General features: G+C 70.6%; 23 protein-coding genes and 1 pseudogene. 10 read left to right on the top strand and 14 right to left on the bottom strand.

Going from position 1 to position 25,986, the window contains the following annotated elements; genetic code table 11:
* Window positions 1-4: 4 nt before the first annotated feature.
* Window positions 5-1,972, bottom strand: a complete 1,968-nt coding sequence (locus J0P97_RS02200) for a GDSL-type esterase/lipase family protein (RefSeq protein WP_215486149.1) — start codon at window positions 1,970-1,972, stop codon at window positions 5-7.
* Between the two features lie 152 nt (window positions 1,973-2,124).
* On the opposite strand from J0P97_RS02200, the gene J0P97_RS02195 reads away from it, so the two are divergent.
* The gene (locus J0P97_RS02195) at window positions 2,125-2,721 is read left to right on the top strand and encodes a DedA family protein (RefSeq protein WP_215486148.1); all 597 of its coding nucleotides are present in this window, start codon (window positions 2,125-2,127) and stop codon (window positions 2,719-2,721) included.
* An 81-nt stretch (window positions 2,722-2,802) separates the two neighbouring features.
* Here J0P97_RS02195 and J0P97_RS02190 read toward each other — a convergent pair whose 3' ends face one another.
* Window positions 2,803-4,245, bottom strand: a complete 1,443-nt coding sequence (locus J0P97_RS02190) for a cation:dicarboxylate symporter family transporter (RefSeq protein WP_215486147.1) — start codon at window positions 4,243-4,245, stop codon at window positions 2,803-2,805.
* Window positions 4,246-4,389: 144 nt separating this feature from the next.
* Between J0P97_RS02190 and J0P97_RS02185 the strand changes: the two genes are divergently transcribed.
* Window positions 4,390-5,655, top strand: coding sequence for a sensor histidine kinase (locus J0P97_RS02185; protein ID WP_215486146.1), 1,266 nt, complete (start codon window positions 4,390-4,392; stop codon window positions 5,653-5,655).
* A complete protein-coding gene (locus J0P97_RS02180; protein ID WP_215486145.1) occupies window positions 5,652-6,326 on the top strand; it encodes a response regulator in 675 nt (224 codons plus the stop codon). The genes J0P97_RS02185 and J0P97_RS02180 overlap by 4 nt, the downstream gene beginning before the upstream one ends.
* A 21-nt stretch (window positions 6,327-6,347) precedes the next feature.
* Here the strand turns inward: J0P97_RS02180 and J0P97_RS02175 are convergent, their stop codons facing one another.
* Window positions 6,348-7,052: a CE1759 family FMN reductase gene (locus J0P97_RS02175; RefSeq protein WP_215486144.1), complete on the bottom strand. Its 705-nt coding sequence runs from the start codon at window positions 7,050-7,052 to the stop codon at window positions 6,348-6,350.
* Between the two features lie 30 nt (window positions 7,053-7,082).
* Window positions 7,083-8,273 carry an LLM class flavin-dependent oxidoreductase gene (locus J0P97_RS02170; protein ID WP_215486419.1) on the bottom strand — a complete coding sequence of 397 codons (1,191 nt, stop codon included), beginning with the start codon at window positions 8,271-8,273 and terminating at the stop codon, window positions 7,083-7,085.
* 194 nt (window positions 8,274-8,467) lie between these two features.
* On the opposite strand from J0P97_RS02170, the gene J0P97_RS02165 reads away from it, so the two are divergent.
* Both J0P97_RS02165 and J0P97_RS02160 read left to right on the top strand, forming a co-directional pair.
* Complete coding sequence (locus J0P97_RS02165; protein ID WP_215486143.1) at window positions 8,468-9,583, top strand: acyltransferase family protein; 1,116 nt, start codon at window positions 8,468-8,470, stop codon at window positions 9,581-9,583.
* A gap of 51 nt (window positions 9,584-9,634) precedes the next feature.
* Window positions 9,635-10,645, top strand: a complete 1,011-nt coding sequence (locus tag J0P97_RS02160; RefSeq protein WP_215486142.1) for an isopenicillin N synthase family dioxygenase — start codon at window positions 9,635-9,637, stop codon at window positions 10,643-10,645.
* Window positions 10,646-10,744: 99 nt separating this feature from the next.
* On the opposite strand, the gene rpsO is transcribed toward J0P97_RS02160, so the two are convergent.
* Window positions 10,745-11,014 (bottom strand): 30S ribosomal protein S15, encoded by a 270-nt coding sequence (gene rpsO / locus J0P97_RS02155; protein WP_215486141.1) that lies wholly within the window; start codon window positions 11,012-11,014, stop codon window positions 10,745-10,747.
* Window positions 11,015-11,202: 188 nt separating this feature from the next.
* On the opposite strand from rpsO, the gene J0P97_RS02150 reads away from it, so the two are divergent.
* The 3 genes from J0P97_RS02150 to J0P97_RS02140 all read left to right on the top strand — a co-directional run bounded on the left by J0P97_RS02150 (window position 11,203) and on the right by J0P97_RS02140 (window position 13,859).
* On the top strand, window positions 11,203-11,424 hold the full coding sequence (locus J0P97_RS02150) for a DUF167 domain-containing protein (protein ID WP_215486140.1): 222 nt from the start codon (window positions 11,203-11,205) through the stop codon (window positions 11,422-11,424).
* Window positions 11,421-12,773, top strand: coding sequence for an MFS transporter (locus J0P97_RS02145; protein WP_215486139.1), 1,353 nt, complete (start codon window positions 11,421-11,423; stop codon window positions 12,771-12,773). Before J0P97_RS02150 ends, J0P97_RS02145 begins: the two co-directional genes overlap by 4 nt.
* 147 nt (window positions 12,774-12,920) lie before the next feature.
* Window positions 12,921-13,859 (top strand): DMT family transporter, encoded by a 939-nt coding sequence (locus J0P97_RS02140; protein WP_282838233.1) that lies wholly within the window; start codon window positions 12,921-12,923, stop codon window positions 13,857-13,859.
* Window positions 13,860-14,029: 170 nt separating this feature from the next.
* Here J0P97_RS02140 and J0P97_RS02135 read toward each other — a convergent pair whose 3' ends face one another.
* The 3 genes from J0P97_RS02135 to J0P97_RS02125 all read right to left on the bottom strand — a co-directional run bounded on the left by J0P97_RS02135 (window position 14,030) and on the right by J0P97_RS02125 (window position 16,525).
* The gene (locus tag J0P97_RS02135) at window positions 14,030-14,593 is read right to left on the bottom strand and encodes a YceI family protein (protein ID WP_215486138.1); all 564 of its coding nucleotides are present in this window, start codon (window positions 14,591-14,593) and stop codon (window positions 14,030-14,032) included.
* Between the two features lie 91 nt (window positions 14,594-14,684).
* Window positions 14,685-15,053, bottom strand: a complete 369-nt coding sequence (locus tag J0P97_RS02130; protein ID WP_215486137.1) for an FKBP-type peptidyl-prolyl cis-trans isomerase — start codon at window positions 15,051-15,053, stop codon at window positions 14,685-14,687.
* A 293-nt stretch (window positions 15,054-15,346) separates the two neighbouring features.
* Window positions 15,347-16,525 (bottom strand): PrsW family intramembrane metalloprotease, encoded by a 1,179-nt coding sequence (locus J0P97_RS02125; RefSeq protein WP_215486136.1) that lies wholly within the window; start codon window positions 16,523-16,525, stop codon window positions 15,347-15,349.
* A 79-nt stretch (window positions 16,526-16,604) separates the two neighbouring features.
* Here J0P97_RS02125 and J0P97_RS02120 point away from each other — a divergent pair, with 79 nt between their 5' ends.
* The gene (locus J0P97_RS02120; protein WP_215486135.1) at window positions 16,605-17,477 is read left to right on the top strand and encodes a fumarylacetoacetate hydrolase family protein; all 873 of its coding nucleotides are present in this window, start codon (window positions 16,605-16,607) and stop codon (window positions 17,475-17,477) included.
* Window positions 17,478-17,602: 125 nt separating this feature from the next.
* Here the strand turns inward: J0P97_RS02120 and J0P97_RS02115 are convergent, their stop codons facing one another.
* The 5 genes and pseudogenes from J0P97_RS02115 to J0P97_RS02095 form a co-directional block, all read right to left on the bottom strand.
* Window positions 17,603-18,112: a DUF4190 domain-containing protein gene (locus J0P97_RS02115; protein WP_215486134.1), complete on the bottom strand. Its 510-nt coding sequence runs from the start codon at window positions 18,110-18,112 to the stop codon at window positions 17,603-17,605.
* A gap of 90 nt (window positions 18,113-18,202) precedes the next feature.
* Window positions 18,203-19,660, bottom strand: a complete 1,458-nt coding sequence (locus J0P97_RS02110; RefSeq protein ID WP_215486133.1) for an aspartate ammonia-lyase — start codon at window positions 19,658-19,660, stop codon at window positions 18,203-18,205.
* Window positions 19,661-19,779: 119 nt separating this feature from the next.
* Window positions 19,780-20,682 (bottom strand): phosphodiesterase, encoded by a 903-nt coding sequence (locus tag J0P97_RS02105; protein ID WP_215486132.1) that lies wholly within the window; start codon window positions 20,680-20,682, stop codon window positions 19,780-19,782.
* Window positions 20,683-20,710: 28 nt separating this feature from the next.
* Window positions 20,711-21,040, bottom strand: coding sequence for a peptidase (locus tag J0P97_RS02100; RefSeq protein ID WP_215486131.1), 330 nt, complete (start codon window positions 21,038-21,040; stop codon window positions 20,711-20,713).
* A pseudogene (locus J0P97_RS02095) lies at window positions 21,037-22,459 on the bottom strand (inorganic phosphate transporter). The gene J0P97_RS02100 and the pseudogene J0P97_RS02095 overlap by 4 nt, the downstream one beginning before the upstream one ends.
* Before the next feature lie 186 nt (window positions 22,460-22,645).
* On the opposite strand from J0P97_RS02095, the gene J0P97_RS02090 reads away from it, so the two are divergent.
* Window positions 22,646-24,760, top strand: coding sequence for a S9 family peptidase (locus tag J0P97_RS02090; protein ID WP_215486130.1), 2,115 nt, complete (start codon window positions 22,646-22,648; stop codon window positions 24,758-24,760).
* A gap of 224 nt (window positions 24,761-24,984) precedes the next feature.
* Here the strand turns inward: J0P97_RS02090 and J0P97_RS02085 are convergent, their stop codons facing one another.
* Complete coding sequence (locus J0P97_RS02085; protein ID WP_215486129.1) at window positions 24,985-25,899, bottom strand: putative endonuclease domain-containing protein; 915 nt, start codon at window positions 25,897-25,899, stop codon at window positions 24,985-24,987.
* Window positions 25,900-25,986: the final 87 nt, after the last annotated feature.

The raw sequence follows: 25,986 nt of genomic DNA, 5'->3' as shown, positions 1-25,986 counted from the left end.
GCGGTCAGGTCGCCTTCTGGCGTCGCGGCCGCGGAGGCGCGAACGTGGTGATGACCTCGACGTAGCCGTCGTGCTTGGCGCGGCGGCCGTCGCCCGCCGTCCGACCGCGCGCCCGCCGCCAGATCCAGGGCAGCACATCACGCACCAGCCACGATCCCGGGGCCGGCACCTCGTCGTCGTGGAACGCGGCGTCGAGGTCCTCGAGCGCCTCCGCGTTCGCGACGCCGAGCACCTGCGCAGCGCGGTACGCGACCAGACGGTGACCCCGAGGGCGCAGGTGCACACGATCGTCGCTCCACATCCCGACATCGCCGAGGGCGGGGACGGCCTCGAGGTCGAGCAGGATCGCCCCGGCGTCGCGGGCGATGACCCGGAGGCACGCGTTGAACCGCGCGAATCGGCGCGCCAGGATCGCCGCCGCACGGCGCCGCGGCAGGAACGGCGTGATGAGCAGCACGTCGCAGCCCGCGGCCCGCAGCGTCCGCACGACCGCGCCGACGCGCGCCGCGAGGTGGTCGGGGCTCGCCCCCCGGCGAACGAGGTCGTTCGCGCCCATGAGGATCGAGACGAGGTCGGGCCGGAGCCGGAGCGCCTCGGCGAGCTGCGCGCCCTCGAGATCCTCGACGCGTCGGCTGCGCACGGCGAGGTTCGCGTAGCGGAACCCGCCGGGCACCTGGGGAGCGAGCAGGGAGGCCAGCCTGTCCGCCCACCCGCGGACCTCGCCCGGGGGCATCCGTGACGAGTCCCACAGCCCTTCGGTGATCGAGTCCCCGAGGGCGACGTACCGGGCCCACCGCGGCGGTGCCTGCGGCGGCACCGACCGCAGCGCGCTCGCGGGACGCCCGACGGTCCGCGCCGGCAGCGCGTCGTCGATGCGACGCAGCTCGATGGCCTCCTCGTAGTGAGCGAGGAGCGCACGTGTCTGGGCCGCCCACGTGCGATCGCGTGCACTCTCGCGCGCCGCGACGGCGAAGGCCCGCCGCTTCGCGGGGTCGCCCACCAGGTCGGCGACGCGATCACGGAGCTCGGCGAGATCGCCCGGGCGGTACAGCCAGCCGTCCACCGAGGGGCGGATGAGATCGACCGGACCGCCGACACCGGTGGCGACGACGGGCACTCCGCTGGCGAGCGCCTCCTGGATCGTCTGACCGAACGTCTCGCTCTCCCCCGGGTGCACCGCGACGTCGAAGCTCGCGACCGCCGCCGCGAGCGAAGGACCCGACAGGTGGCCGAGGAACCTCGCGTCCGGCAGAAGCCGCTCGAGGCCCGGCCGGGACGGACCGTCGCCCACGATGACGAGGCGAACCCCGGGGAGGTCCGAGAGGATGCGGAGGTCCTCGACCTGCTTCTCCGGGGCGAGGCGCCCGACGTAGCCGACGATCGTCTCGCGAGGCGCCAGGGCGGCCCGAAGGGCATCGCTGCGCCGTTCCGGAGCGAACAGTGCAGCATCCACTCCCCGCCCCCAGCGGCGCAGACGATCGATCCCGAGCTCGTCGAGCTGCCGCTCGGACGCGCTCGAAGGCACCAGCGAGAGCGTCGCGCGCCGGTGCAGCCGCGCGAGGTGACCCTCGGCGACGGCGGTCGCCGACGGCAGCCCGTAGCGGGCGGCGTACGCGACGACGTCGGTCTGGTAGACGGCCACGGTGGGGAGGCGCAGGGCGTCGGCGGCGGCGAGCGCCTGCCAGCCGAGGACGAACGGCGACGCGAGGTGGAGCACATCCGGCTGGAACCGGCGGAGCACCTCGGTGAGCCGCGCGACGCTCGCGAAGGCGATCCGCACCTGGGGGTACTGCGGCAGCGGCGCGGAGCGCAGCAGCAGCGTGTCGGCGGTGGACGCCGCTCCGGGCCCTCCCGGTGCGACCACGAGCGACCGATGGCCGCTCTCACCGAGGTGGCGCGTCACCTGGAGGATGGAGCCGGTGACGCCGTTCATGTGGGGCAGGAAGCTCTCTGCGATGACGGCTACTCTCACGTCCCCAGCGTGACCGTGCCGTGGCTCCGCTGCGAGCCGTGACGGGCCCCCGCAGCGACTCTTCGCCAGGTCGGCATCTCCCGGCCACTCGCGCGACATGTGCGGCATCGTCCGTTCGCCGGGGATTCAGCGGACCCTGGTACTCCGGAGGGATGCTCACGCTCGTCGACCAGCTCGGCGCGGGCCCGTGGATCCTCCCGACGGTCTTCGCGCTCGTCCTCCTCGACGCCCTCCTCGTCGTCGTCCCGGGTGAACTCGCCGTGAGCGCGGCGGGCGCGTTGTCGACGGCGACCGGATCTCCGCCGCTTCCGGCGCTCATCGCGGTCGCCGCCGTCGCCGCCGCGACGGGCGACCTCCTGTGCTACCTCGTCGGACGAGCGGTGCGGCCGGCGCGGCTGCCGGCCGCCGCGAGATCGATCGTCGAGGGCCCGCGCGTGCAGCGCGCCCTCGCGTGGGCGGCGACACGGCTCGACCGGAGTATGGCCGGAGTCGTGTTCACGGCGCGCTTCATCCCGTTCGCGCGTCTCGCGGTGAACCTCACGGCCGGCGCGACGCGCATCCCTCTTCGCCGGTACCTGTCCGCCGTGATCCCCGCCGCCCTCGCATGGGCGCTCTACCAGAGCGTGATCGGCGCGGCGCTCGGCGTCGTGTTCCAGGGCGCTCCCCTCCTCGCAGTGGGCGTCGCGGTCGCCGTCGCGATGGGCCTCGGCATCGCGATCGACCTTCTGGTCGCGCGCCGGCGCAGGTAGGCCGGACCGCAGAAGGCCCGATGACGCGGAGGCCTGTGAGGGTCCTCCGCGTCATCGGGCGGGTCAGGGGTTCAGCGCCACTCAGTGGCTGAGTGAGCGGGCGCGGGCCCGCTCCTCCTTCGCGGCGGCCTCGGCGATCGCCGCCTCTTCGAGACCGATCGTGCCCACGGCATCCGTCGCCGTCGACATGCCGTCGTGGCCGTCCCCCGCGAGGCTCGCCTCGTCGAAGGGGAGCGCGCCGGCGAGGACCTCGCGCGCCCGCGCCCGGTCGAACTCCTTGGTCCAGGTGCCGATGAGGATGGTGGCGACGGCGTTGCCGGTGAAGTTCGTGACGGCCCGGCCCTCGCTCATGAAGCGGTCGATGCCGACGATCACGCCGACGCCGTTCACGAGGTCGGGGCGGAAGGCCTGCAGGCCGCCGGCGAGGGTCGCAAGCCCCGCGCCGGTGACGCCCGCCGCACCCTTGGAGGCGATGACCATGAACACCAGCAGCGCCACCTGCTCCGGGATCGACATGGGCGTCCCCATCCCGGCGGCGATGAAGAGGGACGCCATCGTCAGGTAGATCGCGGTGCCGTCGAGGTTGAAGGAGTAGCCCGTGGGGACCGTGATGCCGACGACGGGCTTGGACACTCCGAGGTGCTCCATCTTCGCGATCAGGCGCGGCAACGCCGATTCCGACGAGGATGTGCCGACGATCAGCAGGTATTCCCGGGCGAGGTACTTCATGAGGCTGAAGATGTTGATCCGGGCGATCGCGTAGAGGATGGTGCCGAGGATGCCGAAGATGAAGACCGCGCACGTGATGTAGAAGGCGATCATGAGGATGCCGAGGCTCACGATGGCGGCGAAGCCGGTCTTGCCGACGACCGCGGCGATCGCGCCGAAGGCGCCGATCGGGGCGAGCCACAGGATCATCCCGAGGATGCGGAAGACGAGGACCTGCAGCTGCTTGACGGCGAACATGATCGGCTCGCCGCGCTTGCCGAGGCCCTGCAGCGCGAAGCCGACCAGCAGCGCGATGAAGAGCACCTGGAGGACGCTCTCTCCGGTGAAGGCCGAGAAGAAGGTCGTCGGGATGATCCCCATGATGAACTCGGTCGTCGTCTTCGGCTCGAGCTGCGACGTGTCGTACTGGACGCCCGTCATGTTCAGGCCCTCACCCGGGTGGATGATGTTGCCGACGACGAGGCCGATGAACAGGGCGAACGTCGTCATGATCATGAAGTAGCCGAGGGCGAGCCCGCCGATCTTGCCGACCGTGGCCGCCTTGGCGATCGAACCGACCCCCACCACGATCGTGCAGAAGATGATCGGCGCGATCATCATCTTGATGAGGTTGACGAAGCTCTTGCCGACGGGCTCGAGGCCCTTGGCGAACTCGGGCCAGACGAGCCCGACCACCGCGCCCAGCACGACCGCGATGATGACGGACACGTACAGCCAGGTGTGCTTGTCCCATGAGGTCTTGCCGCGCCGCCAGTTGTAGCCGGGGAGTCTGAAGGATGTCGTCGAGAGGGCCATGTCCGCCTCCAAGAGTGAACGGTCGTTGTTCGGGGCCACCGACGCTGGTGGCATGGACCCCAGACTGCGGCCATCGCCGTCCGCGGGCGATTTGTGGTCGTATTGGTCTCGACGACGACTCACGACGGCGAGAGGACGGGCGAGATGGCCAGAGGGAGCGCGGGCAGCGCCGCCTCGCGGGTGTTCATCGCCCTCCTGGCCGTCGGCGTCGCGACGGCGCTGCTGACGGCCGGTCTGCTCCTGCTCGAGGGCCAGCGAGCGGGGCGCGCGGAGGCGGAGCGGGTCACGCAGGCCGTCGCGCAGACGCTCGCGGACTCGCCGGCGGTGCACGCGGCTCTGGCGGCGGGAGACCGCGCGGCGGCCACCGCGGCGCTCCAGCCGATGGCCGAGGAGATCATGGCCGGCGCCCGAGTGGACTTCGTGACGATCATGGATGCCGACGGCATCCGGATCACGCACCGCGACCCGGCCGAGATCGGAGCCCACTACCTGGGGACGATCCCCGCGACGCCGGTCCCGCTCACGGAGGAGTCGACCGGCACGCTCGGGCCGTCGCTGCGCACCATCGTCCCCGTCCAGTCCGCGGGAGAGGTGATCGGCTGGGTGTCCGTGGGCGTCACGGTGGACACCGTCGCCGCCGCCCTCGTGCCGCGGCTGCTCGCGGCGCTCGGCATCGGCGCCGCGCTCGTGGCGATGGGGATCCTCGGCGCGATCCTGGCCCGCCGCGCGACCCGGCGGGTCGCCGGGGACCTCCCGGCCGGGGCGATCCGCGACACCCTGGCGTCAGCGGAGTCGATGCGCACGCTCGGCGAAGCACTGCGCGCGCAGACGCACGAGCACGGCAACCGCCTGCACACCGCGGTGGCCCTGATCGAGCTGGGGCGCACGGCCGAAGCCGTCGAGCTGCTCAGCGCGTCGGCGCAGCAGAGCCAGACGCTCGTCGACCACGTCGCCGCTCGCACGGACGGAGACCCGACCGTCGGCGCGCTCCTCCTCGGCAAGACCGCGCAGGCGGCGGAACGCGGCGTCGAGCTGATCGTCGACATCGCTCCCGATGCGCCCCGGTCGCTGCTGCCGCCCATCGATCAGGTCGCGCTCGTCGGCAACCTGATCGACAACGCCGTCGACGCCGCGGCGGCGGGCAGCGAGCCGCGCTGGGCGCGCCTGACGATCGCTCCCGCGGGCGGTGATGTCGTGGTCGAGGTCGCGGACAGCGGCGCCGGCGTCCCCGATGCCCTGCGCCGACGGGTGTTCGAGCACGGCTTCTCGACCAAGCCGGCCGGCGCGGAGGGACGCGGCGTCGGGCTCGCGCTCGCGCGCGCCGTCGTCGAGGAGGTCGGCGGGTCGCTCGCGCTGCGGGACGGTTCGCCGACGACGTTCCGCGTCGTCCTCCCCACGGAGGGCTCATGATCGACGTGCTGCTCGTCGACGACGAGTCCCTCACCCTGGAGTTGCACCGCAGCTACGTCGAGCGTCTCGAGGGCTTCCGCGTGGCCGGCGAGTGCGCCGGGGCGCGCGCGGCGATCACGGCGGTCGTCGACGGTCCGCCCGTCGATCTCGTCCTCCTGGACATGACGATGCCCGACGGGACGGGCCTCGACGTGCTGCGGCACATCCGCGCCCGCGGCAGCGTCGTCGACGTGATCGCCGTGACGGCCGTGCACGACGCCGAGACCGTGCGTCGCACCGTCGGTCTCGGCGTCGTGCAGTACCTCGTCAAACCGGTGACGTTCGCCGTCTTCCGCGAGCGTCTCGAGCAGTACCGCGACTTCCACCGCCGAGCGCAGGAGTCGGAGGGTCCCACCACCCAGGAGGAGATCGACGCCCTCCTGAGCGCCTCCCGCGCCACCGGATCGATCCGGCTGCCGAAGGGTCTCGCACCGGACACCCTCGCACGCGTCACCGCGGCCGTGCGTGCGCACGGGCCGCTCTCGGCGAGCGAGACGGCCGAGCGGCTCGGGATGTCGCGGGTCGCCGCACGTCGCTACCTCGAGCACCTGGCATCCAGCGGCCGCATCCAGCGCGCTCCCCGGTACGGCGGACAGGGCCGGCCCGAGACCGAGTACGGCTGGCGCATCTGACGCGGCGGCGCGCGGGACGGGCTACTCGCCCGCGAGACCGCCGAGCAGGTGCCCGAACGACCGGCCTTCGCCGAGGTAGCTCTCCGGGTCGAAAGGGTCAGTCGTCGCGCCGGCGGGACGCCGCGCGACCGCCTCAGCGAGCTCGCGGGCACCCTTCTCGATGCGCGCGCTCAACGGGGCGACCTGATCCGCCGATCCGCCCCAGTCGCTCGAGGCGGCGAACACGCCCGTCGACACGGCATCCGCGTGAAGGTAGGCGAACAGCGGCCGGATCGCGTAGTCGATGGCCAGCGAATGCCGTGCCGTCCCCGCGTTGGCGCCGATGAGGACCGGCATCCCGGTGAGGGCATCGGGGTCGAGCACGTCGATGAACGACTTGAACAGCCCCGAGTAGCTCGTCGAGAAGATCGGCGTGACGACGATGAGCGCATCGGCGGAGACGACCGTGTTGATCGCCGACTCGAGCGCGGGCGGGGCGAAGCCGGTGAGCAGGTTGTTGGTGATGTCGTGCGCGAGGTCGCGCAGCTCGATGATGTCGACGGATGCCTCGATCCCCCCGGCACGCGCGCCTGCGGTCCCCGCCCCGGTCCCCGAGCCTGCCGAGGGGGCGGCGAGGGCGGCGACGGTCGCCGCGGCGAGGCGGTCGGCGAGCATGCGCGTGGACGAGGGGTTCGACAGCCCGGCGGAGACGACGGCGATGCGCCGCGCGGCGGTGGTGGTGGTCATGATGTCAGCTCTTCTCTGGTCGATCCGCGCTCAGCGCCCGGCGCCGAAGGCCGCACCGGCGGGAGCCGGGACATCGGCGTAGGGAGAGGGCCCGGAGAGGTTGTCTCCGCGGTTCGCGCGCGGGGTGGCCTGACGGCTCGGCCCGTCGCCGTAGGTCGCCCTCACCTGCGCGGCATGGGTGGGGGCGTCCGGCACGGTCGCGGGGCGGTTCTTCGCGAGCTCCTTGCGGAGCACGGGCACGACCTCGCCACCGAGGAAGTCGATCTGCTCGAGGACGGTCTTCAGCGGCAGACCCGCGTGGTCCATGAGGAACAGCTGCCGCTGGTAGTCGCCGAAGAGGTCGCGCATCCCGGCATAGCGGTCGATGACCTGCTGCGGCGATCCGACCGTCAGCGGCGTCATCTCGGTGAAGTCCTCGAGGCTCGGCCCATGGCCGTAGACCGGGGCGTTGTCGAAGTAGGGGCGGAACTGGGTCACGGCGTCCTGCGAGTTCTTCGCCATGAACGCCTGCCCGCCGAGGCCCACGATGGCCGTCTCGGGCGCGCCGTGGCCGTAGTGCTCCCAGCGCTGGCGGTAGAGGCCGATCAGCCGCTGGTAGTGCTCGGCAGGCCAGAAGATGTTGTTCGCGAAGAAGCCGTCGCCGTAATACGCGGCCTGTTCGGCGATCTCCGGCGTGCGGATCGAGCCGTGCCACACGAACGGCGCGACACCGTCGAGCGGGCGGGGGGTCGAAGTGAATCCCTGCAGGGGCGTGCGGAACTTCCCCTCCCAGTTCACGACATCCTCACGCCACAGCTTGTGGAGCAGGGCGTAGTTCTCGATCGCGAGGGGCAGCCCCTGGCGGATGTCCTTGCCGAACCACGGGTAGACCGGTCCGGTGTTGCCGCGGCCCATCATGAGGTCCATGCGACCCCCCGACAGGTGCTGCAGCATCGCGTAGTCCTCCGCGATCTTCACGGGGTCGTTCGTCGTGATGAGCGTCGTGGAGGTCGAGAGGATGAGACGCTCCGTCTGCGCCGCGATGTACGCGAGGGTCGTCGTCGGCGACGAGGACCAGAACGGCGGGTTGTGGTGCTCGCCGATGGCGAAGACGTCGAGACCGACCTCTTCGGCGTGCTTCGCGATCTCGACCGCGGCGCGGATGCGCTCGGCCTCGCTCGGCGTGCGCCCGGTCGTCGGGTCCTGCGTGATGTCGCTGACCGTCATGAGGCCGAACTGCATCTGGGTCGCCTCAGCACCGCTCGTCCCGGTCGTGCCGCCGGTGATGTTCTCGCTCACGGTCTTCCCGCCTTCCGGATGCCTCGGCATCCAATACATGCAAGTGAATGTATCTCATGCAACGCGCCCTGGTCCAGGTTATTCCCGCCCGCGCAACCCCCGGCGGTGCCCCCGGCGCGCGGGTAGGGTGGCCAGCGATGAGTCAGCCGTCCGCCGCGACCACCGGCACCGTCCGGACCCCCCGGCGGCGCGTGCCGCTCTGGGACAACGCGCGGTTCGCCTGCATCGTGCTGGTCGTGCTCGGCCACGCCGTCCAGAGACTCACGTACGACAGCGACATCGCCCTCGGGCTCTACCTCCTCGTCTACGCCTTCCACATGCCGGCGTTCGCGATCATCTCGGGGTACTTCTCCTCGTCCGACTCGCCGAGCCGGCGGCGGATGGCCCGCGTTCTCACCGACATCGTCGCCCCCTATGTGATCTTCGAGACCCTCTGGACGCTCACGAAGTGGCTCGTGGAGGGCCAGGCCAACCCCAACCTCACCCAGCCGTCGTGGACGCTGTGGTTCCTGCTCGCTCTGGCGATCTTCCGCCTCGTCCTGCCCTACCTCGCCCTCCTGAGATGGCCCCTCGTGTGGACCGTGGCGATCTCGGTCGCCGCCGGCTACTGGACGAACATCGACTCGACGCTGTCGCTGTCGCGCACCCTGGGCCTGCTGCCCTTCTTCACGCTCGGCTGGTGGCTCGCCGATCGCGACGTGGTCGCGCGCCTCGACCTCCTGAACCGCCGCCGCTGGGGCGCCCGGATCGCGGCGCTGGGCGTGTTCGCCGTCACCGGCTTCGTCGCCTGGTGGTTCGTCGACACGTGGCGCGCGGTGGACCTCCGGCAGTGGCTCTTTTACGACGCGAGCTACGCGGACCTCGGCGGCCCGTGGTGGTCGGGGGCGGTGCGACTCGCGCTGATGGCGATCGCGGTCATCCTCTCCGTCGCGTTCTTCGCGCTCGTCCCCCGCGGCTCCTACTGGTGGACGCACTTCGGCCAGTACACGATGTACGTCTACCTGCTGCACTCGTTCGTGCTCTACCCGCTGCGCGAGACGGGCGTCCTGCGCAGCGCCGAGCCGACGTGGCTGTGGCTCCCCGCCGTCATCGTCGGATCGGTGATCGTCGCGCTCGTGCTCGCGACGAAGCCCGTCCGGACCGTCTTCCGACCCCTCATCGAACCCCGCCCCGCGTGGCTGTTCGCCGATCCGACGCTCGCCGCCCGCGAGGGCCGCCGGAGCGACCCGACCGGTTCGAAGCGTCCACGGTAACGCTGCGCAACACTTGCCCGCGAGCCGCCGCGCGCGGCTTATCGTCGGGGCATGAGCGAGCTGAACCTCCCGATCCTCGACCTCTCGCAGCTGGACGAGGGGCCCGATGCCGCGGCATCCTTCCGCGCCGCCCTGCGCGCGGCGACGCACGACGTCGGGTTCTTCTATCTCACGGGGACCGGCGTGACGGCGGAGCTCTCCGAGCGGCTGCACCGCACCGCTCGGGCCTTCTTCGAGCTCCCCGAGGCGGACAAGCTCGCGATCGAGAACATCCACAGCCCGCAGTTCCGGGGGTACACGCGGGTCGGCGGCGAGCGCACCCAGGGTCAGGTCGACTGGCGGGAGCAGATCGACATCGGACCCGAGCGGGGAGTCGTGGACGAACCCGATGCGCCGGATTTCGCCCGACTGACGGGGCCGAACCTCTGGCCCGACGCCCAGCCGGAGCTCCGCGAGGTCGTCACCGAGTGGCAGGACCACCTCTCGGGTGTGGCCCGGAAGCTCCTGCGCGCCTGGGCGGTCGCGCTCGGCGCCCCGGAATCGTACTTCGATGAGCACTTCGGCGACCCCGCCACGCTGCTGAAGATCGTCCGCTACCCCGGGTCGCGCGAGCCCGAGCCCCAGCAGGGCGTCGGAGCGCACAAGGACTCCGGCGTGCTGACGCTGCTCTGGGTGGAGCCCGGGAAGGGTGGACTGCAGGTCGAGCGGGAGGGCACGTGGGTGGATGCCCCGCCGATCGACGGCGCCTTCGTCGTCAACATCGGCGAGATGCTCGAATACGCGACGGGCGGCTACCTGACCGCGACCAACCACCGCGTCGTGTCGCCGCGGTTCCCGGCGGACCGCATCTCGATCCCGTTCTTCTTCAACCCGGCCCTCGATGCCCGGCTCCCGGTCATCGACCTGCCGGCCGAGCTCGCCGCCGAGGCCCGCGGCGTGACGCAGGACCCCGCGAACCCGATCCACGCGCTGTACGGCGAGAACGCCCTGAAGTCGCGTCTGCGCGCGCACCCGGATGTCGCCGAGCGCTGGCACGCCGACCTCCTCGCCGCCCGCGCCTGACGCAGCCTCGCGGCAGCGCCCGCGGGAACGACGAAGGCCGCCCACACCGTGGGCGGCCTTCTCAAGAATGTTTCGCGCGATTGAACGCTGGTGCGATGCTTATCGACGCAGGCCGAGACGCTCGATGAGCGAGCGGTAGCGGTTGATGTCGATGTCCTGCAGGTAACCCAGCAGGCGACGGCGCTGACCGACCATCAGGAACAAGCCACGACGCGAGTGGTGGTCGTGCTTGTGCTCCTTGAGGTGCTCGGTGAGGTCCTTGATGCGCTGCGTCAGCATCGCGACCTGCACCTCGGGGGATCCGGTGTCACCGGGGTGCGTCGCGTACTCTTCGATGATCGCCTTCTTGGCGTCTGCTTCCAGGCCCATAGGTGATCCCCTCTCTGCTTGTTGCGCGGCGCCCCGCACCTGACGTGGGGGGCTCTCTTTATCCGCGGCCGATCGAACGGCAACCTCACGAGTCTACCAGCCCCTCGACAAGCGCGGGGACCGGGGCGGCGCGGGGACCGGGGGCGGCTCGGGGACCGGGGGCGGCTCGGGGACCGTAGGCTCGATGGGTGCAGCACGTGATCCGGGTCAAGCCGGGGAGCCGGAAGGGTCCCGCCGTGGAAGAGGATGCCGACGGCCTCGTCGTCTTCGTCCGCGAGCGCGCGGTGGACGGAGCGGCCAACGACGGCGTCATCCGTGCCCTCGCCGCCCATTTCGGCGTCGCCCCGCGTGGCGTGACGATCCTCCGCGGCCACGCCTCCCGCATCAAGCGCGTCGAGGTAGCCGAATGAGCACGCCGCCCGCCTCGCGACCACCCCGCACTCCACGCCGCCTGCCGCGCCTGCGACGCGACCACTTCATCGACCTGCGCCCGTTCCGCACGAGCCCCGCGTTCACCCGGCTGTGGATCGGGTCGACGCTCGCCGGCCTCGGCGGCCAGCTCACGATCGTCGCGGTGATGCTCCACGTCTACGAGCTCACCGGCGACACGCTCGCGGTGTCGATGGTCGCCGTGGTCGGGCTCGTGCCGATGATCCTCGCGGGGCTCTACGGCGGCATGCTGGCGGATGCCTTCGACCGCCGCGTCGTCGCGCTGATCGCGGCATCCGTCACCTTCGTCTCGACGCTCCTGCTCGCCGTCCTCGCCTGGACCGGGCTCGAGACGGTGGCGTGGCTGTTCGTGCTGTCGGCCGTCAACTCGTCGGCGAACTCGATCGTCGGGGCGACGAAGTCCGCGATCACCCCCCGCCTCCTCCCCCGCGAGCTCCTGCCAGCCGCAGCGGCGCTGCAGGGCATCACCGTGGGCATCATGGTGATGGCCGGTCCCGCCCTCGCGGGCGTGCTCGTCGCCTTCTCGGGGTACGCGTGGACCTACTCGATCGACGTGGTCCTCATGACCTCGCTGTTCCTCGGCCTCTGGACCCTGCCCGGCATCCGTCCGGAGGGCGTGATCGTCCGACCCGGGCTCGCCTCGCTCCGCGACGGCGTGAAGTTCCTCCGCGGCGCGCCGAACATCCGCCTGCAGTACATCCTCGACATCACCGCGATGACGTTCGGCCATCCGATCGCGCTCTTCCCCGCCATCGGCGCGGTCCTTCTGGGGGGCGGCGCGATCACGACGGGCGCCCTGACCGCATCGATCGCCGCCGGCGCATTCGCCTCGAGCCTGTTCTCCGGACCGATCGGGCGCTACCGCTGGCACGGACGCGGCATCCAGCGCTCCATCCAGGTGTTCGGCGCGGCGACGACGCTCTTCGGCATCGTGCTGGTCACCGCCGCTCTCGGGTGGTTCGCGCCGGGGGTCGTCGACGAGAACCACGCCAACACGGTGCTCATCGTCCTGGCGATGGTCGCTCTCGCAGCGACCGGAGCCGCCGACAACGTCAGCGCCATCTATCGCTCCACGATGATGCAGGCGGCGGTGCCCGACACGATGCGGGGCCGCCTGCAGGGCGTGTTCATGGTCGTCGTCGCCGGAGGGCCGCGGATCGGCGCCCTCTACGCGGGGGTGCTGGCCACCCTCACAGCCCTGTGGGTGCCGTCCCTCGTCGGAGGGCTCGTGATCATCGCACTCGTCGGGGTCCTGGTGCGACTCCACCCCGCGTTCCGGAGCTACGACGCCGAGAATCCGGTCGCGTGAGCGCCGGCATCACTCTCCTGCTGAACCGCTGAGCGACGGGGCACGCGGCGGCGACCCGTCGACGTTCGCCTGCCGTCTATCGGCGGATATCGGCCGTCGCATCCCCATCCGCTCCGCGAGGCGTCCGGCGCGTGACAGAGTCAGCCCGTGAGCATCTCCCCCGCCCGTGACGCAGCGACCGGCTCGACGGTGTCGATCGCGATCCAGTTCATCCTGTGCGGCATCGTCTGGGGGTCGAGCTTCCTCTTCATGAAGGTCGCCCTCACCGGCATCTCGCCGGCGCAGGTCGCGTGGTCGCGACTGATCCTCGGGGCCCTGTCACTCGCCGTGTTCGTCGCCCTCCGGCGAGACCGTCTGCCCCGCCGCCTCGCGGTGTGGGGCCACATGACGGTGCTCGCCGTGTCGTTCTGCGTCGTCCCGTTCCTGCTGTTCTCATGGGCGCAGCAGCACGTGACAAGCGGACTGGCGAGCATCTACAACGCGACGACGCCCATCATGACGGCGATCATGGCATGGCTCGTCTTCCGCGTCGAGAAGCTGAAGCCCCTCCAGATCGCGGGGATCGTCGTCGGCATCCTCGGCGTCATGGTGATCATCGCGCCGTGGCAGGGCCTCGACCTGTCGCAGAGCATCGTCGCGCAGCTCGCGATCCTCGGCGCGACCGCCTGCTACGGGTTCAGTCTCGCCTACATGCGCCGCTTCGCCTCCGACACCGGCATGAGCGCGCTCGTCTTCTCGTTCCTGAACATCGGCATCGCCGCGGCGATCATGCTCGTGCTCACCCCCGTGCTGGTGCTGACCCCGGTGACGCTCTCACCGTGGGTCGTCGGCGCGGTCGTGCTGCTGGGATGCCTCGGCACGGGCGTCGCCTACGTCTGGAATCAGAATGCGCTCCGCGCGTGGGGACCCACCCGGGCATCCACCGTAACCTACATCACGCCCGTCGTCGGGGTGCTGCTGGGTGTCGTGGTCCTCGGTGAGGGCCTCAGCTGGAACGAGCCCGTCGGCGCACTGGTGGTCTTCCTCGGCATCCTGCTCGCGCAGAACCGGCTCCGACGACGGCCGCGCGAAGCCACCGCGGGCTAGCTCGCGGGGTGTCGGAGCGCCGGCCGAACTCGCGGAGGTCACCGAGGGTGGCGCCCGTTCCGGGCGTGGGCGCTCGTCACTCTGCGCGCGCACTCCTCGGCTGTGACGGCGGTGGAGAAAGCGAAGGGGTGGATGCGGCAGCAGCCGCATCCACCCCTTCGAGCGCTGGGTCAGGCCTGGATCGAGCCCTGCAGGTCGAGCGTGATGGTGACGTCCTTGCCCACGAGGACACCGCCCGACTCGAGTGCGGCGTTCCAGGTGAGGCCGAAGTCTTCGCGGTTGACGACGGTCTTCGCGGTCGCGCCGGCCTTGTAGTTGCCCCACGGGTCGGTGCCGAAGCCGCCGAACTCGAGCTCGAAGGTGACCGGCTTGGTCACGCCGTGCATCGTGAGGTCGCCGTCCACGAGGAAGTCGCCCTTCTCGAACCGCACGCCGGTGGAGACGAAGTCGATCGTCGGGTAGGTCTCGACGTCGAAGAAGTCGGCGGAGCGCAGGTGGGTGTCGCGGCCCTGATCCTTCGTGTCGATCGAGGCGGCGTCGACCGAAGCCGTGACCTTCGCCTCGAAGGGATTGGCGGGGGCCTCGATGGTGGCGCTCTTCAGGCCGAAGACGCCACGCACCTTCGAGATCATCATGTGGCGGACGCTGAACGTCACTTCGCTGTGCGAGGGGTCGAGCACCCAGGTGCCCGCCTTGTAGCCGGGGACGTCGAGGGTCGTGGTGGAGTCGCTCATGGTGTTCCTTCGATCAAGGGGAGGTGGTCTGCGGGGGTGGAACGCCCTCGCAGAGAATCTATTCCCTCGAATGGAGAAGTCGTCGTGGGGATCAGCCGACGGCGAGGAGGTCGATGATGAAGATCAGCGTCTTCCCGCCGAGGAAATGTCCTCCCGCGGGACCGTACGCGAGGTGCGGCGGAATGACGAGCTCGCGGCGACCGCCGACCTTCATGCCTGGAATGCCGTCCTGCCATCCCTGGATGAGGCCGCGCAGCGGGAACTGGATGGACTCGCCACGGCCCCAGGAGGAGTCGAACTCCTCCCCGGACTCGTACTCGACACCGGCGTAGTGGACGGTGACGGTGTCGCCGGGCTTCGCCTCGGCGCCGTCGCCGACGATGAGGTCGCGGATGACGAGCTCTGCGGGCGCCGGGCCCTCGGGAGCGTCGAACTCGGGCTTGGTGCGGTCGTTTGTCATACCGACCATCCAAGCACGGATGCCGAGGCGTGCGGGAGCGGGCCGGGCGTTGACAGACGCAACGCGCCGCGATCTCTGCCGGGCGTTGACAGACTCAACGCGCCGCGATCTCTGCCGGGCGTGGACAGACTCAACGCGCCGCGATCTCTGCCGGGCGTTGACAGACTCAACGCCCGGTGCAGCGGCGATGCCTGCGTGTCTCCCGGGCGTTGAGTTGGTCTCTTCCGCCATTGTCCCCGGCGGCGTCACCGGGTGTCAAGAGGTGGGCGCGCACGATCCGCGCACCCGCCGCCTCAGCGCGTCAGGAGTGCGGCGCGTGCTCTCGTCGCGCGGGCGAGGTAGATCTGCTCATCGGCCCCCGACTGAGGGTCACGCCCGGTGCGCGTGCGCTCGCGCGCGGCGGCGAGCGCCGTGGCATCCGCGATGAACTCCTTCATGATGTCCGCACGGTCCCCCGGCAGCGTCCGCGCCCAGGCGACGGCGCGGCGCCGACCCGCGGGAGTGGCGAGCAGGTCGACCTCCGGCGCGGTGAACCAGCCGGCCGCCGCGTACTCGCCGAGACGCTCGCGGGTCAGGCGCGCCTCCTCGCGGCGCAGCGCGACGAAGCCGAGGACGAAGCCGACGAACAGGGGCACCTGCAGGGCGACGTAGACCTGGAAGAAGTCGGCGAACAGCGCCGAGCCGTTCCACAGCGCGTGCAGCGCCGCACCGCACAGCATCCCGACGGCTCCGGTCGCCGCGGCGGCGCGGGGACCCGCACCGCGCCGCGCCGCGAGCCCCAGGGCGTACCCGGTGATCGCCGTGAACATGACGTGCGCGAACGGCGAGAGGATGCCGCGCAGGAAGAACGTGAACGCCGTCTCGGGGACGCCTCCCTCGATGAGACTCGTCGCGAAATAGAGGATGTTCTCGGTGAAGGCGAACCCGGCGCCGACCAGCGCCCCGTACACGACGCCGTCGACCGGTCCGTCGAAGGTGCGGCGCCCGAACAGGAAGACGAGGAAGACACCGAGCCCCTTCGCGAACTCCTCCACGAGCGGCGCCTGCACGACGGACGAAAGCGCATCCCGCACCGGGTCGTCGGGGGCAGAGGGGAAGAGCATGGTCATGCCGATGTCGACGCCGAGAGCGATGACCACAGCCCCGACCGCGCCCCACCCGACCGCGAAGAGCACCAGCGACAGCGGCTCGGGGTCCCAGCGGTCGGCGATCCGGACCGCCCAGAGCACCGCCGTCAGTGGGATCAGCGCGAGCACGAGCCCCACGGCCGACGCGATCACCCCGAGGTAGGTGAGGATGTAGGCGACCACCCCGATCAGGAGGACGAGAAGCACCGCGAACGCCCACACGGGGGCGGTCCGTCCGCGGCGCGGCGGAGCCGGTGTCGCGATCGCGGCGGGCGAGACGGGCGCGGGCGCCGGAGCGGCGGGTGTGGAGCGTGCGGGCTGGGCCAGGGGGGAGGGGTGGCTCATGGCGATCAGCCTAGGGGCGACGCGCGACCCGGACCGAGCCGGCACGGGGGCGGACCGGTCCGCAGGCTAGCCTGGACGAATGCGTTTCGCCCATCTCCGACTGCCCGAATCACCCGAGCCCGAGCTCGCGGTGGTGGTCGGCGATCGCGCCGTCCTCGTCGGCGATCTCTTCCCGGATGCGCCGCGCGCCCTGCAGACCCTGATAGACGGCGGCGATGCCCTCCTCGATCGCGTCCGTGAGGCGTCCTCGACTCCGACCGCGGCCCGATCCGTCACCCTGGATGGCGCGGTGTACGCACCCGCGGTGACCGCTCCCCCGATCGTTCTCGCGATCGGTCTCAACTATGCGGCTCACTCCAGCGAGCTGGGGCTCAAGGCGGACACGGCTCCGACGGTGTTCGTGCTGTGGCCGAACTCCCTGTCCGCGCACGAGGAGACGACCAGCTGGCCGCGCACGCTCAGCGAGGCTGTGGACTACGAGGCGGAGCTGGGGGTCGTCATCGGCGCTCCCGCGAAGAACGTCACCCCCGCTGAGGCCCTCGACCACGTCTGGGGCTACACGGTGGTCAACGACATCACGGCGCGTGACATCCAGTTCTCCGAGGCGCAGTGGTCGCGCTGCAAGTCCTTCGACGGCTTCACCCCGAACGGCCCGTTCGTCGTGACGGCGGACGAGATCCCCGACCCGCAGGATCTGCACATCTGGGCCGTCGTCGACGGCCAGACGGTGCAGGATGCCTCCACCGGCCAGATGATCCGCTCCGTCGCGACGCTCGTCTCCCATCTCTCGCAGTCGGCGACGCTTCTGCCCGGCACCCTCATCTCCACCGGCAGCCCGGGCGGTGCCGGGTATTCGCGCGATCCGCAGATCTTCCTCCGCGACCGGTCGACCGTCACGGTCGGCGTCGACGGCATCGGCGCTCTGACGACGCACTGCCGCATCCTCGGCTGATCCGCGCGTCTGCGCCGGCGCCGGGCAGCCCTCGCACGGCCGAGCCGCTGCGTCGCTGCCCGGCCGCAGAGCGACGGGGCCGCGCCGGAGCGGCTCGGCGGTGGGAGCAGTGGTGGTGGGGCTGCTCAGCGGCCGGACTGCTCGAGGATCTGCTCGCAGGGAACGTTCACGCCCCACACCTCGACGCTCGCCGTCGGGTTGTCGAGACAGATCGTCGCGGCGTTGCCTGCCTGGATGACGAGCGGGACCAGCACGATCAGCGCGATGATGCCGAGGACGATGGAGATCGAGCCGATGATGATCGCGGCGAGGGCGAATCCGTTGCTCCGGCCGGCCTTCCTCGACTGGACGAGCGCGACGATGCCGAGGATCAGTCCGATGACGTTGAAGAAGAACGACAGGACGAAAGCCACGATACCGAGCGTCTTGCCGGGCACGGGGGTGCCGGGCGCGGGAGCCCCGCCGTCGTAGGAGGGCGCGGCGGCGTAGGCGGGCTGCTGGTAGGCGGGCGCGCTCGGCTGCTGGTTCGCGGGCGCCGCAGGCGGCGTTGTCGGTGCGTATTCGCCGTAGGCCGGCGGAGCGGGCGGGGTCGGAGCTGCGGGCTTCTGCGCGTCGGGGTTCTGGGGATCGGTCATGTCGGTCTCCTGTGCTGCGGGGATCGCGCCGGGCGTTCCGGCTCGTCCGAAACTATCGGTCCAGCCCCGCGGCGACCAGGGGCCGCGCCGTCAGCCCTCGACGAGGTTCTCGGCCGGCTGGATGATCGGGATCGCCTGCGTCACGGCCTCGAGGCCCGACAGACGCGCCGGGGACAGCTGCTTGTCGACCTCATCGCGCGACATGAGACCCGCCTCGACGACCAGGTCGCCGACATTGCGGTGGGTCAGCAGCGCCGTCTTGGCAAGAGCAGCGGAGGCGGCGTAGCCGATGAACGGCGTGAGCGCCGTGACGACGCCGACGGAGGATCCGACCATGGCGCCCAGTCGCTCGCGGTTCGCCGTGATGCCGTCGATGCAGTTGACCCGGAGTGTCCGCATCCCGCGGCGCATCCAGGTGATCGACTGGAAGATCGAGTGCGCGATGATCGGCTCGAAGGCGTTGAGCTGGAGCTGCCCGGCCTCGGAGGCCATCGTGACCGTGAGGTCGGCCCCGGCGACCGAGAAGGCGACCTGGTTGACGACCTCCGGGATGACGGGGTTGACCTTGCCGGGCATGATCGAGGAGCCCGCCTGCTGAGCGGGGAGGTTGATCTCGCCGAGGCCCGCCTGCGGGCCCGAGGAGAGCAGGCGCAGATCGTTGCAGATCTTCGAGAGCTTCATCGCGTTGCGCTTGAGCGTGGAGGAGAACGACATGAACGAGCCCGTGTCGCTCGTGGCTTCGACGAGGTCGTCGGCGGTCGCGAGATCGAGGCCCGTGATCTCCCGCAGGTAGTGCAGGACCGAAAGGGCGTAGGCGGGGTGGGTCGTGATGCCCGTGCCGATCGCCGTCGCACCCATGTTGATCGCGAAGAGCAGATTCGCGTTCTCCGTGAGCCGTTGGTAGTCGTAGCCGAGCGTCGATGCGAACCCGTGGAACTCCTGCCCGAGCGTCATCGGCACGGCATCCTGCAGCTGCGTGCGGCCGATCTTGAGGATGTCGTGGAACTCGACCGCCTTCCTCATGAACGACTGCTTCAGAAGGTCGAGCTCTTCGAGGAGGGTGACGAGGTCGAGGCTGAGACCGATCTTCACCGCGGTCGGATACACGTCGTTGGTGGACTGCGAGCGGTTCGTGTGGTCGATCGGAGAGAGGAACGCGTAGTCGCCCTTGTCGCGGCCGGCCATCTCGAGCGCGATGTTGGTGATGACCTCGTTCGCGTTCATGTTGGTGGACGTTCCCGCCCCGCCCTGCACGACGCCGACGACGAACTGGTCGTGGAACTCGCCGTCGATGACCCGCTGCGCGGCTTCGTCGATCAGGCCCGCCCGCTCGGCATCCAGCACGCCGATGTCGCGATTGGCCCGCGCCGAAGCCTGCTTGACCATCGCGAGCGCGACGACGAGGTCGCGGTAGACCGAGATGGGCCGCATCGAGATCGGGAAGTTCTCCAGAGCCCGCGCCGTGTGGATGCCCCAATAGGCGTCGGCGGGGATCTCCATCGAGCCCAGAGAGTCGGTTTCGGTGCGCGTCTTCGCGTCCAATGTCATGAGTGCAGTCCTTGTGGGTTCGCTGGCTCGATCCCCTCGACCCTACCGCCGCGCTCGTGTGCACACTCTGTACGCCGCGTACAGAGTTTCCCGCGCGCACTCCCCCACGGAGATTCTGTTCACCGTTTGCGCGAGAACCGCTCCAGGCGCTCGTCGGGGTCGAGCCGTGCCATCTCGGCCACCCACTCGGCCGTGAACACCCGGGCGGTCTCCGCCTCGACCACGGGCACGACGGCGTGGGTGATCGTGTCGTCGTAGACGTGGACGAGATGGAAGGACTGGCCGGCGTCCATGCCGTTGACCTCCTGCGGCGGGCGCTGGAGGTTCATCGTGTAGCAGGTGGCGGATGCCACACTCACCGGCACCCCCGCGAATGTGCCCGACGTGGAGTAGTGCAGGTGACCGGCGAGGATCGCGCGCACGTCGGACCCGGCGATCGCGTCGGCGAAGTCGCTCTGATGACGCAGCTCGAGGATGTCGAAGAACGGGATGTGACTCGGCAACGGCGGATGGTGGAGGGCGAGGATGGTCCCGAGCGGTGCGGGCTCGGCGAGGATCGCGCGCAGCCACGTGAGCTGGGCGGGATCGAGGTCGCCGTGATGCCAGCCCGGGACCGTGGAGTCCAGGGCGATCAGGCGCAGCCCGCCGAGGTCGTGCACCGCCGTGACGGGTTCGAGCGTCGGCGCGGCGTCGAGCAGCCCCGCGCGCAGCGCCGGCCGTTCGTCGTGGTTGCCCGCGACCCAGACGATCGGTGCCCCGAGTCGCGCCGCCACCGGCTCCACCGCCGAGCGCAGGGCGGCGTAGGCCTCGGGCTCCCCCAGGTCGGTCAGGTCACCCGTGAAGACGATGGCATCGGGGCGGGCCCCTGTCCGCTCCACCGCGCCGAGAGTCGCGGCGAGGTTCGCAGCCGTGTCGTACCGACCGCCCAGCGGGGGGTTGCCCGCGAGCAGATGCGTGTCACTGATGTGGACGATCGTCCTCGCGGCGGGCCGATGCCGACCGAACTGCGGTGCGGAGCTCATGGCTTCAGCCTAAGCCGGGGGCCCGACGTCACTTCAGGACGATGAGGAGGAGCCCTGCGAGCACCGCGAGGCCGGAGAGGACGAAGGACGCGTAGGCGCCCGCCATCGAGAGGCTCTTCTGCGCATCGGTGAGCGGACTCTTCTTCGCGGCTTTCGCGGCGGCCTTCGCGGCCTTCTGCGCTTCCTTCTCCGTGATCACCGTGATGGCGTCGGTGAACTCGGCCGGGGCGACGACCGGGGCGCGGCCCGCCCGGACGAGCAGGCGCAGTCCGAGCGCGTAGAACCCGACGATCAGGACAGCGCCGACCAGAGCGGCGACGAACACCTGGAGGAAAGCGATCCAGTCGATCTCGATCATCGCTGGGGCCCCTTCCGCTCGGCGGCCTTCTGGGCGTCGGCCGCCTTCTTCGCGTCGGCGGATGCCTTGGCATCAGCCCGCGTCTTCTTGCGCTCCGCCTTCTCCCGCGCCTGCGCCTCGGCCTTCTCCCGCGCCTGCTCGCGCAGGATCGCGCGCTGGCGCCGCGTCGGCGGCGCCTTGCGCGGCACTTTGATCGCGAGGCCCGAGTCGGCCACTTCGCTCATCGCGTTGGACGAGTCGACCTGGTTGTGGCGCGAGCGCAGGAACATCCCGATGATGATCGCGACAGCGAGGAGGGCGTCGATGAAGATGCCCCAGCCTCCGAACCAGACCACCAGCAGAGCGGCGAACGCGCCGACGGCGGCGGATGCCGGCAGCGTCAGCACCCAGCCGACGGCGATCCGGCCGACCGTGCGCCAGCGCACCGTCGATCCGCGGCGGCCGAGGCCCGAGCCGATGACCGAGCCGGAGGCGACCTGCGTGGTCGAGAGGGCGAAGCCGAGCGCGCTCGACGCGAGGATCGTGGCGGCCGTGGAGGTCTCGGCGGAGAACCCCTGCGCGGGCTTGACGTCGGTGAGTCCCTTGCCGAGCGTGCGGATGATGCGCCAGCCGCCCATATAGGTGCCGAGAGCGATCGTGAATGCGCACGCGAAGATGACCCAGGTCTGCGGATCGGCGTGGGCGGAGTCCTGCCAGCCCACCATGATGAGCGCGAGAGTGATGACGCCCATCGTCTTCTGGGCGTCGTTCGTGCCGTGCGCGAGGGCCACGAGGGAGGACGTGAAGATCTGGCCCCAGCGGAACCCGTCGCGCCCATCGGGCTTGTTGTCGTAACGGCGGGGGCGCGGGCGCGCGGGGGGGGGCGGTAAGGCTCGGCCCCGGGCGCCCCCGGCCCCCCCTTGGGGCTTTGTGGCCGGACCGGGGGTCGGGCGGGGGGGGGGGCCGCTGCAGGGGGAGGGCGTTGCCCCCCGCCGTGAACGGCGCGATGAGCGCAGGCAGGACGACCTTGCTGAGCACCATGCCGAAGTCGATCGCCTGCGTGCTCGCACCGACGAGGGTCGCGCCGATCAGACCGCCGAAGAGGGCGTGCGACGAGCTCGACGGAAGGCCGAGCAGCCAGGTGAGCATGTTCCACGTGATCGCGCCGATGAGCCCGGCGAAGATGATCGGGAGGAAGTCGATCGGAGTGATCTGGTCCTCGCGGATGATCCCATGGGAGATGGTCTTCGACACCTCGGTGGACAGGAACGCGCCGACGAGGTTGAGGCTCGCTGCCAAGAGGACGGCGACCTTCGGCTTGAGCGCACCGGTCGCGATCGGCGTCGCCATCGCGTTGGCCGTGTCATGGAAGCCGTTGGTGAAATCGAAGAACAGCGCGAGCGCGATCACCAGGACGACGATGAGGGCAGCGGTTTCCACAGTTCGCTTTCGTCAAGATGCAGGGAAGGGATGCCGACGGGATCGGCGGTGCGAACGAAGAGTTCACCGTGGGTTCACTGTCCGGCAACCGGACCAGACAAATCCTCGCACATCAGGCGCCGCTCGCAGAAACATCCGTCGCCGTTCCCCAGGCCCCGCCCCGCCCCGCTCGACTAGCGTGGAACGGTGACCAGCGCGCATCCGTCCGGCCCCGAAACCACCGCCCGCCCCTCCATCCGCTCGCACCACGGCGACGATGTCGTCGACGACTACGAGTGGCTCCGCGCGAAGGAGGACCCGGATGTCCTCGCCCACCTCGAGGCGGAGAACGCCTACACCGACGAACGGACCGCCCATCTCGCCCCGCTCCGCCAGCGGATCTTCGACGAGATCAAGGGGCGCACGCTGGAGACCGACCTGTCCGTGCCGACGCGGCAGGGCGCCTGGTGGTACTACGGGCGGACGGTGGAGGGCAAGCAGTACGGCATCCACTGCCGCGCGCCGCTCGCCGCGGAGGACGACTGGACACCGCCGAGCCTGTCCCCGGGCGTCGACGTGCCCGGGGAGGTCGTGCTGCTCGACGGCAATCTGGAGGCGGACGGCCACGAGTTCTTCTCGCTCGGCAGCTTCGACGTGTCCACCGACGGCACGCGTCTGCTCTACGGCATCGACACCGAGGGCGACGAGCGGTACACGCTGCGGATCCGCGATCTTCGTACGGGCACCGATCTCGATGACGTGATCGAAGGCACCTCGGCGGGCGCCTGCTTCTCGCCCGATGGGAGTGCCGTGGTCTACACGACGGTCGATGACGCCTGGCGGCCCGACACCGTGTGGCTGCACGAGGTGGGCACGGATGCCTCCGGCGACACCACCCTCTTCCACGAGCCCGACGAGCGGTACTGGGTGGGCGCCGGGTTCACGCGGAGCGAGCGCTACCTCGTGATCGAGGCGGGGTCCTCGATCACGACCGAGGAGTATCTCGTCCCGGCATCCGACCTCCGGGCCGAGCCGCGGTCGATCTGGCCGCGTCGAGAAGGCGTCGAGTACTCGGCGACCCACGCGATCGTGGGCGGCGAGGACGTGCTGTACATCCTGCACAACGACGGTGCGCTGGATTTCGAGGTCGTCCGCGTCGCGGCATCCGACCCCACCGGCGCGCGGGAGATCGTTCTGCCGCACCGTCCGGGCCGACGGCTGCTGGATGTCTCGGCCTTCCGCGACTGGGCGGTGGTGTCGTACCGCCGCGACGGGCTCGCGCGGATGGGCACCCTCTCGTACGAGACGAACGATGTGCACGAGCTCGACTTCCCGGAGGAGCTCTACACGGCCGGCGCCGGCGGGAATCCGGAGTGGGCACCGCCGCTCATCCGTCTCGGATACGGGTCGTTCGTGACGCCGGGCACCGTCTACGACTACGACGTCGCCACGGGCGAGTTCCTCCTCCGCAAGCGACAGAGCGTCCTGGGCGGCTACGACCCGGCCGACTACGAGCAGCGGCGCGACTGGGCCACCGCCTCGGACGGGACGCGAGTGCCGGTGTCGCTCATCTGGAAGCGCTCCTTCGGCGAGCCGGGCGCGGGAGCGCCCCGCCCGGTGCACCTGTACGGCTACGGCTCGTACGAGCACTCCATCGAACCGGGGTTCTCCGTCGCCCGCCTGTCGATGCTCGACCGAGGCGTCGTCTTCGCGATCGCGCACGTGCGCGGCGGCGGCGAGATGGGCCGTCAGTGGTACGAGGACGGCAAGCTCGCGCGCAAGCGGAACACCTTCACGGACTTCATCACCGTGGCCCGGCACCTCGTCGACATCGGTGCCACGTCCCCCGCCCTGCTCGTCGCGGAGGGCGGGTCCGCGGGTGGCCTCCTCATGGGCGCCGTCGCGAACCTCGCGCCCGAGCTCTTCGCGGGCATCCTGGCCGACGTGCCGTTCGTGGATGCGCTGACGACGATCCTCGACCCGTCGCTCCCCCTCACCGTGATCGAGTGGGACGAGTGGGGCGATCCGCTGCACGACGCGGAGGTCTACGCGTACATGAAGTCGTACACCCCGTACGAGAACGTGCGTCCGGGGGTCGACTATCCGCGCATCCTCGCGGTGACCTCGCTCAACGACACGCGGGTGTACTACGTCGAACCGGCGAAGTGGGTCGCCCGCCTGCGCGCTGTGGGCGCCGATGCGCTGCTCAAGTGCGAGATGGTCGCGGGGCACGGCGGGGTCTCGGGCAGGTACAACGCCTGGCACCAGCGCGCCTTCGAGCTGGCGTGGATGCTCGACGTGCTGGGCCTCGCCGACGCGTGACCCCGCGCCCCGCGGGTCCGGGCGGGTTCTGTGGCGGGTGCGGAATGCCCGTGTCCCACTTGGGGCGGAGGTCGTCCCAGTTGTGGCGGAGGTTGTCCCAGTTAGGGCGGAGGTTGTCCCAGTTGTGGCTGTCTGGAGGCCTCGGAAACAGCCATTTGTGGGACACGGGCGGGGCGAAGGGCGATCCTCACCTCCGCAGCGGAGGTGAGGATGCCGCGAGAGGCTCAGCGGCCGGGGGTCCATCCCGAGCGCAGGAGCGCGCCGCGTGCGATGCCGACCGCGACTCGGCCGTCGCCGTCGAGGTGGTGCGCCAGGATGCGCTCATGCGCCCATCCCTCGCGACGTATCGCCGCCCACCGGTCCGCATCGCGGGCGAACTGAGCCACGTCTTCGGCGTGAACCCGCCCGTCGTATTCCACGGCGACCCGGTAGCGGGGGAACGCCAGGTCGAGTTCGGCGACGAATGTGCCGCGGCTGTCGAACAGGTTCCACGCAACGGCCGGTTCGGGCAGCCCGGCCTCCACGAGCAGGAGTCGGAGCCGCGTCTCGCGCGCAGAACGCACTCCCGCGCGGACATCGTGGAGAGCGCGCCCGAGGATGCCGCGACGGACATCACCCATGCGCGTGATCTCGGCGCGCAGCTCGGCTGTCGTCGCGAGAGGCACGGTCCCCGAGATGAGGAAGTCCGCCGCGGCGACGATGTCGCCCCGCCGCCAGAGGCCTCCGACCTGTCTCCACGCGCGAATAGGATCTTCCACCGGTAGATCGTCCAGGTGCGTCCAGGCCGGTTCGCGCACTTGCAGGCGATGGCCGACGACACCGTGCGTCCGCGGCTCCCGCGCAGGGCGGTACGCCGACACGTGCACGAGCGGACGATACGGCCACTCCGGCATCCAGACGCCATGCAAGGCGAGGGCGGTCTCGTGACTGAAGAACTGTCCGGGGCGCAAGCGCGGAGCGAGCGCGCGACACGAGGCGCTCAGCGAATTGGCCTCGACGGCACCGCGCACGCGCACGCCATGGAAGGGCTGGGCGAAAGAGGCTCCGCGGAGCCGACCGCGAGGCACCCCGGCATCCCTCGCCTGCGCGACCGTGAACGCAGTCGGCAGGAACGCCGCCGGGTCGTTCCGCTCAGACATGACTCCATCGTGCGCGATCCGGCGCACGCGACGCGGCGGCGTCCCGGCATCCGTGGACAGGTGGCGCTGAGGGATGCCTGTGGACGA

It is taken from the genome of Microbacterium flavum (assembly GCF_018717645.1).
Taxonomy (GTDB): Bacteria; Actinomycetota; Actinomycetes; order Actinomycetales; family Microbacteriaceae; genus Microbacterium; species Microbacterium flavum.
Note: the sequence above shows the minus strand (reverse complement) of the source record. Positions and strands in the feature narration are given on the sequence as shown.

What these genes read in the sequence shown, in the direction of transcription:
- J0P97_RS02135 (WP_215486138.1), bottom strand. Translation starts at nt 14,593, where the DNA reads ATGAGCGACTCCACCACGACCCTCGACGTCCCCGGCTACAAGGCGGGC.
- J0P97_RS02195 (WP_215486148.1), top strand. Translation starts at nt 2,125, where the DNA reads ATGCTCACGCTCGTCGACCAGCTCGGCGCGGGCCCGTGGATCCTCCCG.
- J0P97_RS02120 (WP_215486135.1), top strand. Translation starts at nt 16,605, where the DNA reads ATGCGTTTCGCCCATCTCCGACTGCCCGAATCACCCGAGCCCGAGCTC.
- J0P97_RS02190 (WP_215486147.1), bottom strand. Translation starts at nt 4,245, where the DNA reads ATGGCCCTCTCGACGACATCCTTCAGACTCCCCGGCTACAACTGGCGG.
- J0P97_RS02180 (WP_215486145.1), top strand. Translation starts at nt 5,652, where the DNA reads ATGATCGACGTGCTGCTCGTCGACGACGAGTCCCTCACCCTGGAGTTG.
- J0P97_RS02105 (WP_215486132.1), bottom strand. Translation starts at nt 20,682, where the DNA reads ATGAGCTCCGCACCGCAGTTCGGTCGGCATCGGCCCGCCGCGAGGACG.
- J0P97_RS02185 (WP_215486146.1), top strand. Translation starts at nt 4,390, where the DNA reads ATGGCCAGAGGGAGCGCGGGCAGCGCCGCCTCGCGGGTGTTCATCGCC.
- rpsO (WP_215486141.1), bottom strand. Translation starts at nt 11,014, where the DNA reads ATGGGCCTGGAAGCAGACGCCAAGAAGGCGATCATCGAAGAGTACGCG.
- J0P97_RS02110 (WP_215486133.1), bottom strand. Translation starts at nt 19,660, where the DNA reads ATGACATTGGACGCGAAGACGCGCACCGAAACCGACTCTCTGGGCTCG.
- J0P97_RS02175 (WP_215486144.1), bottom strand. Translation starts at nt 7,052, where the DNA reads ATGACCACCACCACCGCCGCGCGGCGCATCGCCGTCGTCTCCGCCGGG.
- J0P97_RS02100 (WP_215486131.1), bottom strand. Translation starts at nt 21,040, where the DNA reads ATGATCGAGATCGACTGGATCGCTTTCCTCCAGGTGTTCGTCGCCGCT.
- J0P97_RS02160 (WP_215486142.1), top strand. Translation starts at nt 9,635, where the DNA reads ATGAGCGAGCTGAACCTCCCGATCCTCGACCTCTCGCAGCTGGACGAG.
- J0P97_RS02115 (WP_215486134.1), bottom strand. Translation starts at nt 18,112, where the DNA reads ATGACCGATCCCCAGAACCCCGACGCGCAGAAGCCCGCAGCTCCGACC.
- J0P97_RS02085 (WP_215486129.1), bottom strand. Translation starts at nt 25,899, where the DNA reads ATGTCTGAGCGGAACGACCCGGCGGCGTTCCTGCCGACTGCGTTCACG.
- J0P97_RS02145 (WP_215486139.1), top strand. Translation starts at nt 11,421, where the DNA reads ATGAGCACGCCGCCCGCCTCGCGACCACCCCGCACTCCACGCCGCCTG.
- J0P97_RS02125 (WP_215486136.1), bottom strand. Translation starts at nt 16,525, where the DNA reads ATGAGCCACCCCTCCCCCCTGGCCCAGCCCGCACGCTCCACACCCGCC.
- J0P97_RS02170 (WP_215486419.1), bottom strand. Translation starts at nt 8,273, where the DNA reads ATGCAGTTCGGCCTCATGACGGTCAGCGACATCACGCAGGACCCGACG.
- J0P97_RS02130 (WP_215486137.1), bottom strand. Translation starts at nt 15,053, where the DNA reads ATGACAAACGACCGCACCAAGCCCGAGTTCGACGCTCCCGAGGGCCCG.
- J0P97_RS02165 (WP_215486143.1), top strand. Translation starts at nt 8,468, where the DNA reads ATGAGTCAGCCGTCCGCCGCGACCACCGGCACCGTCCGGACCCCCCGG.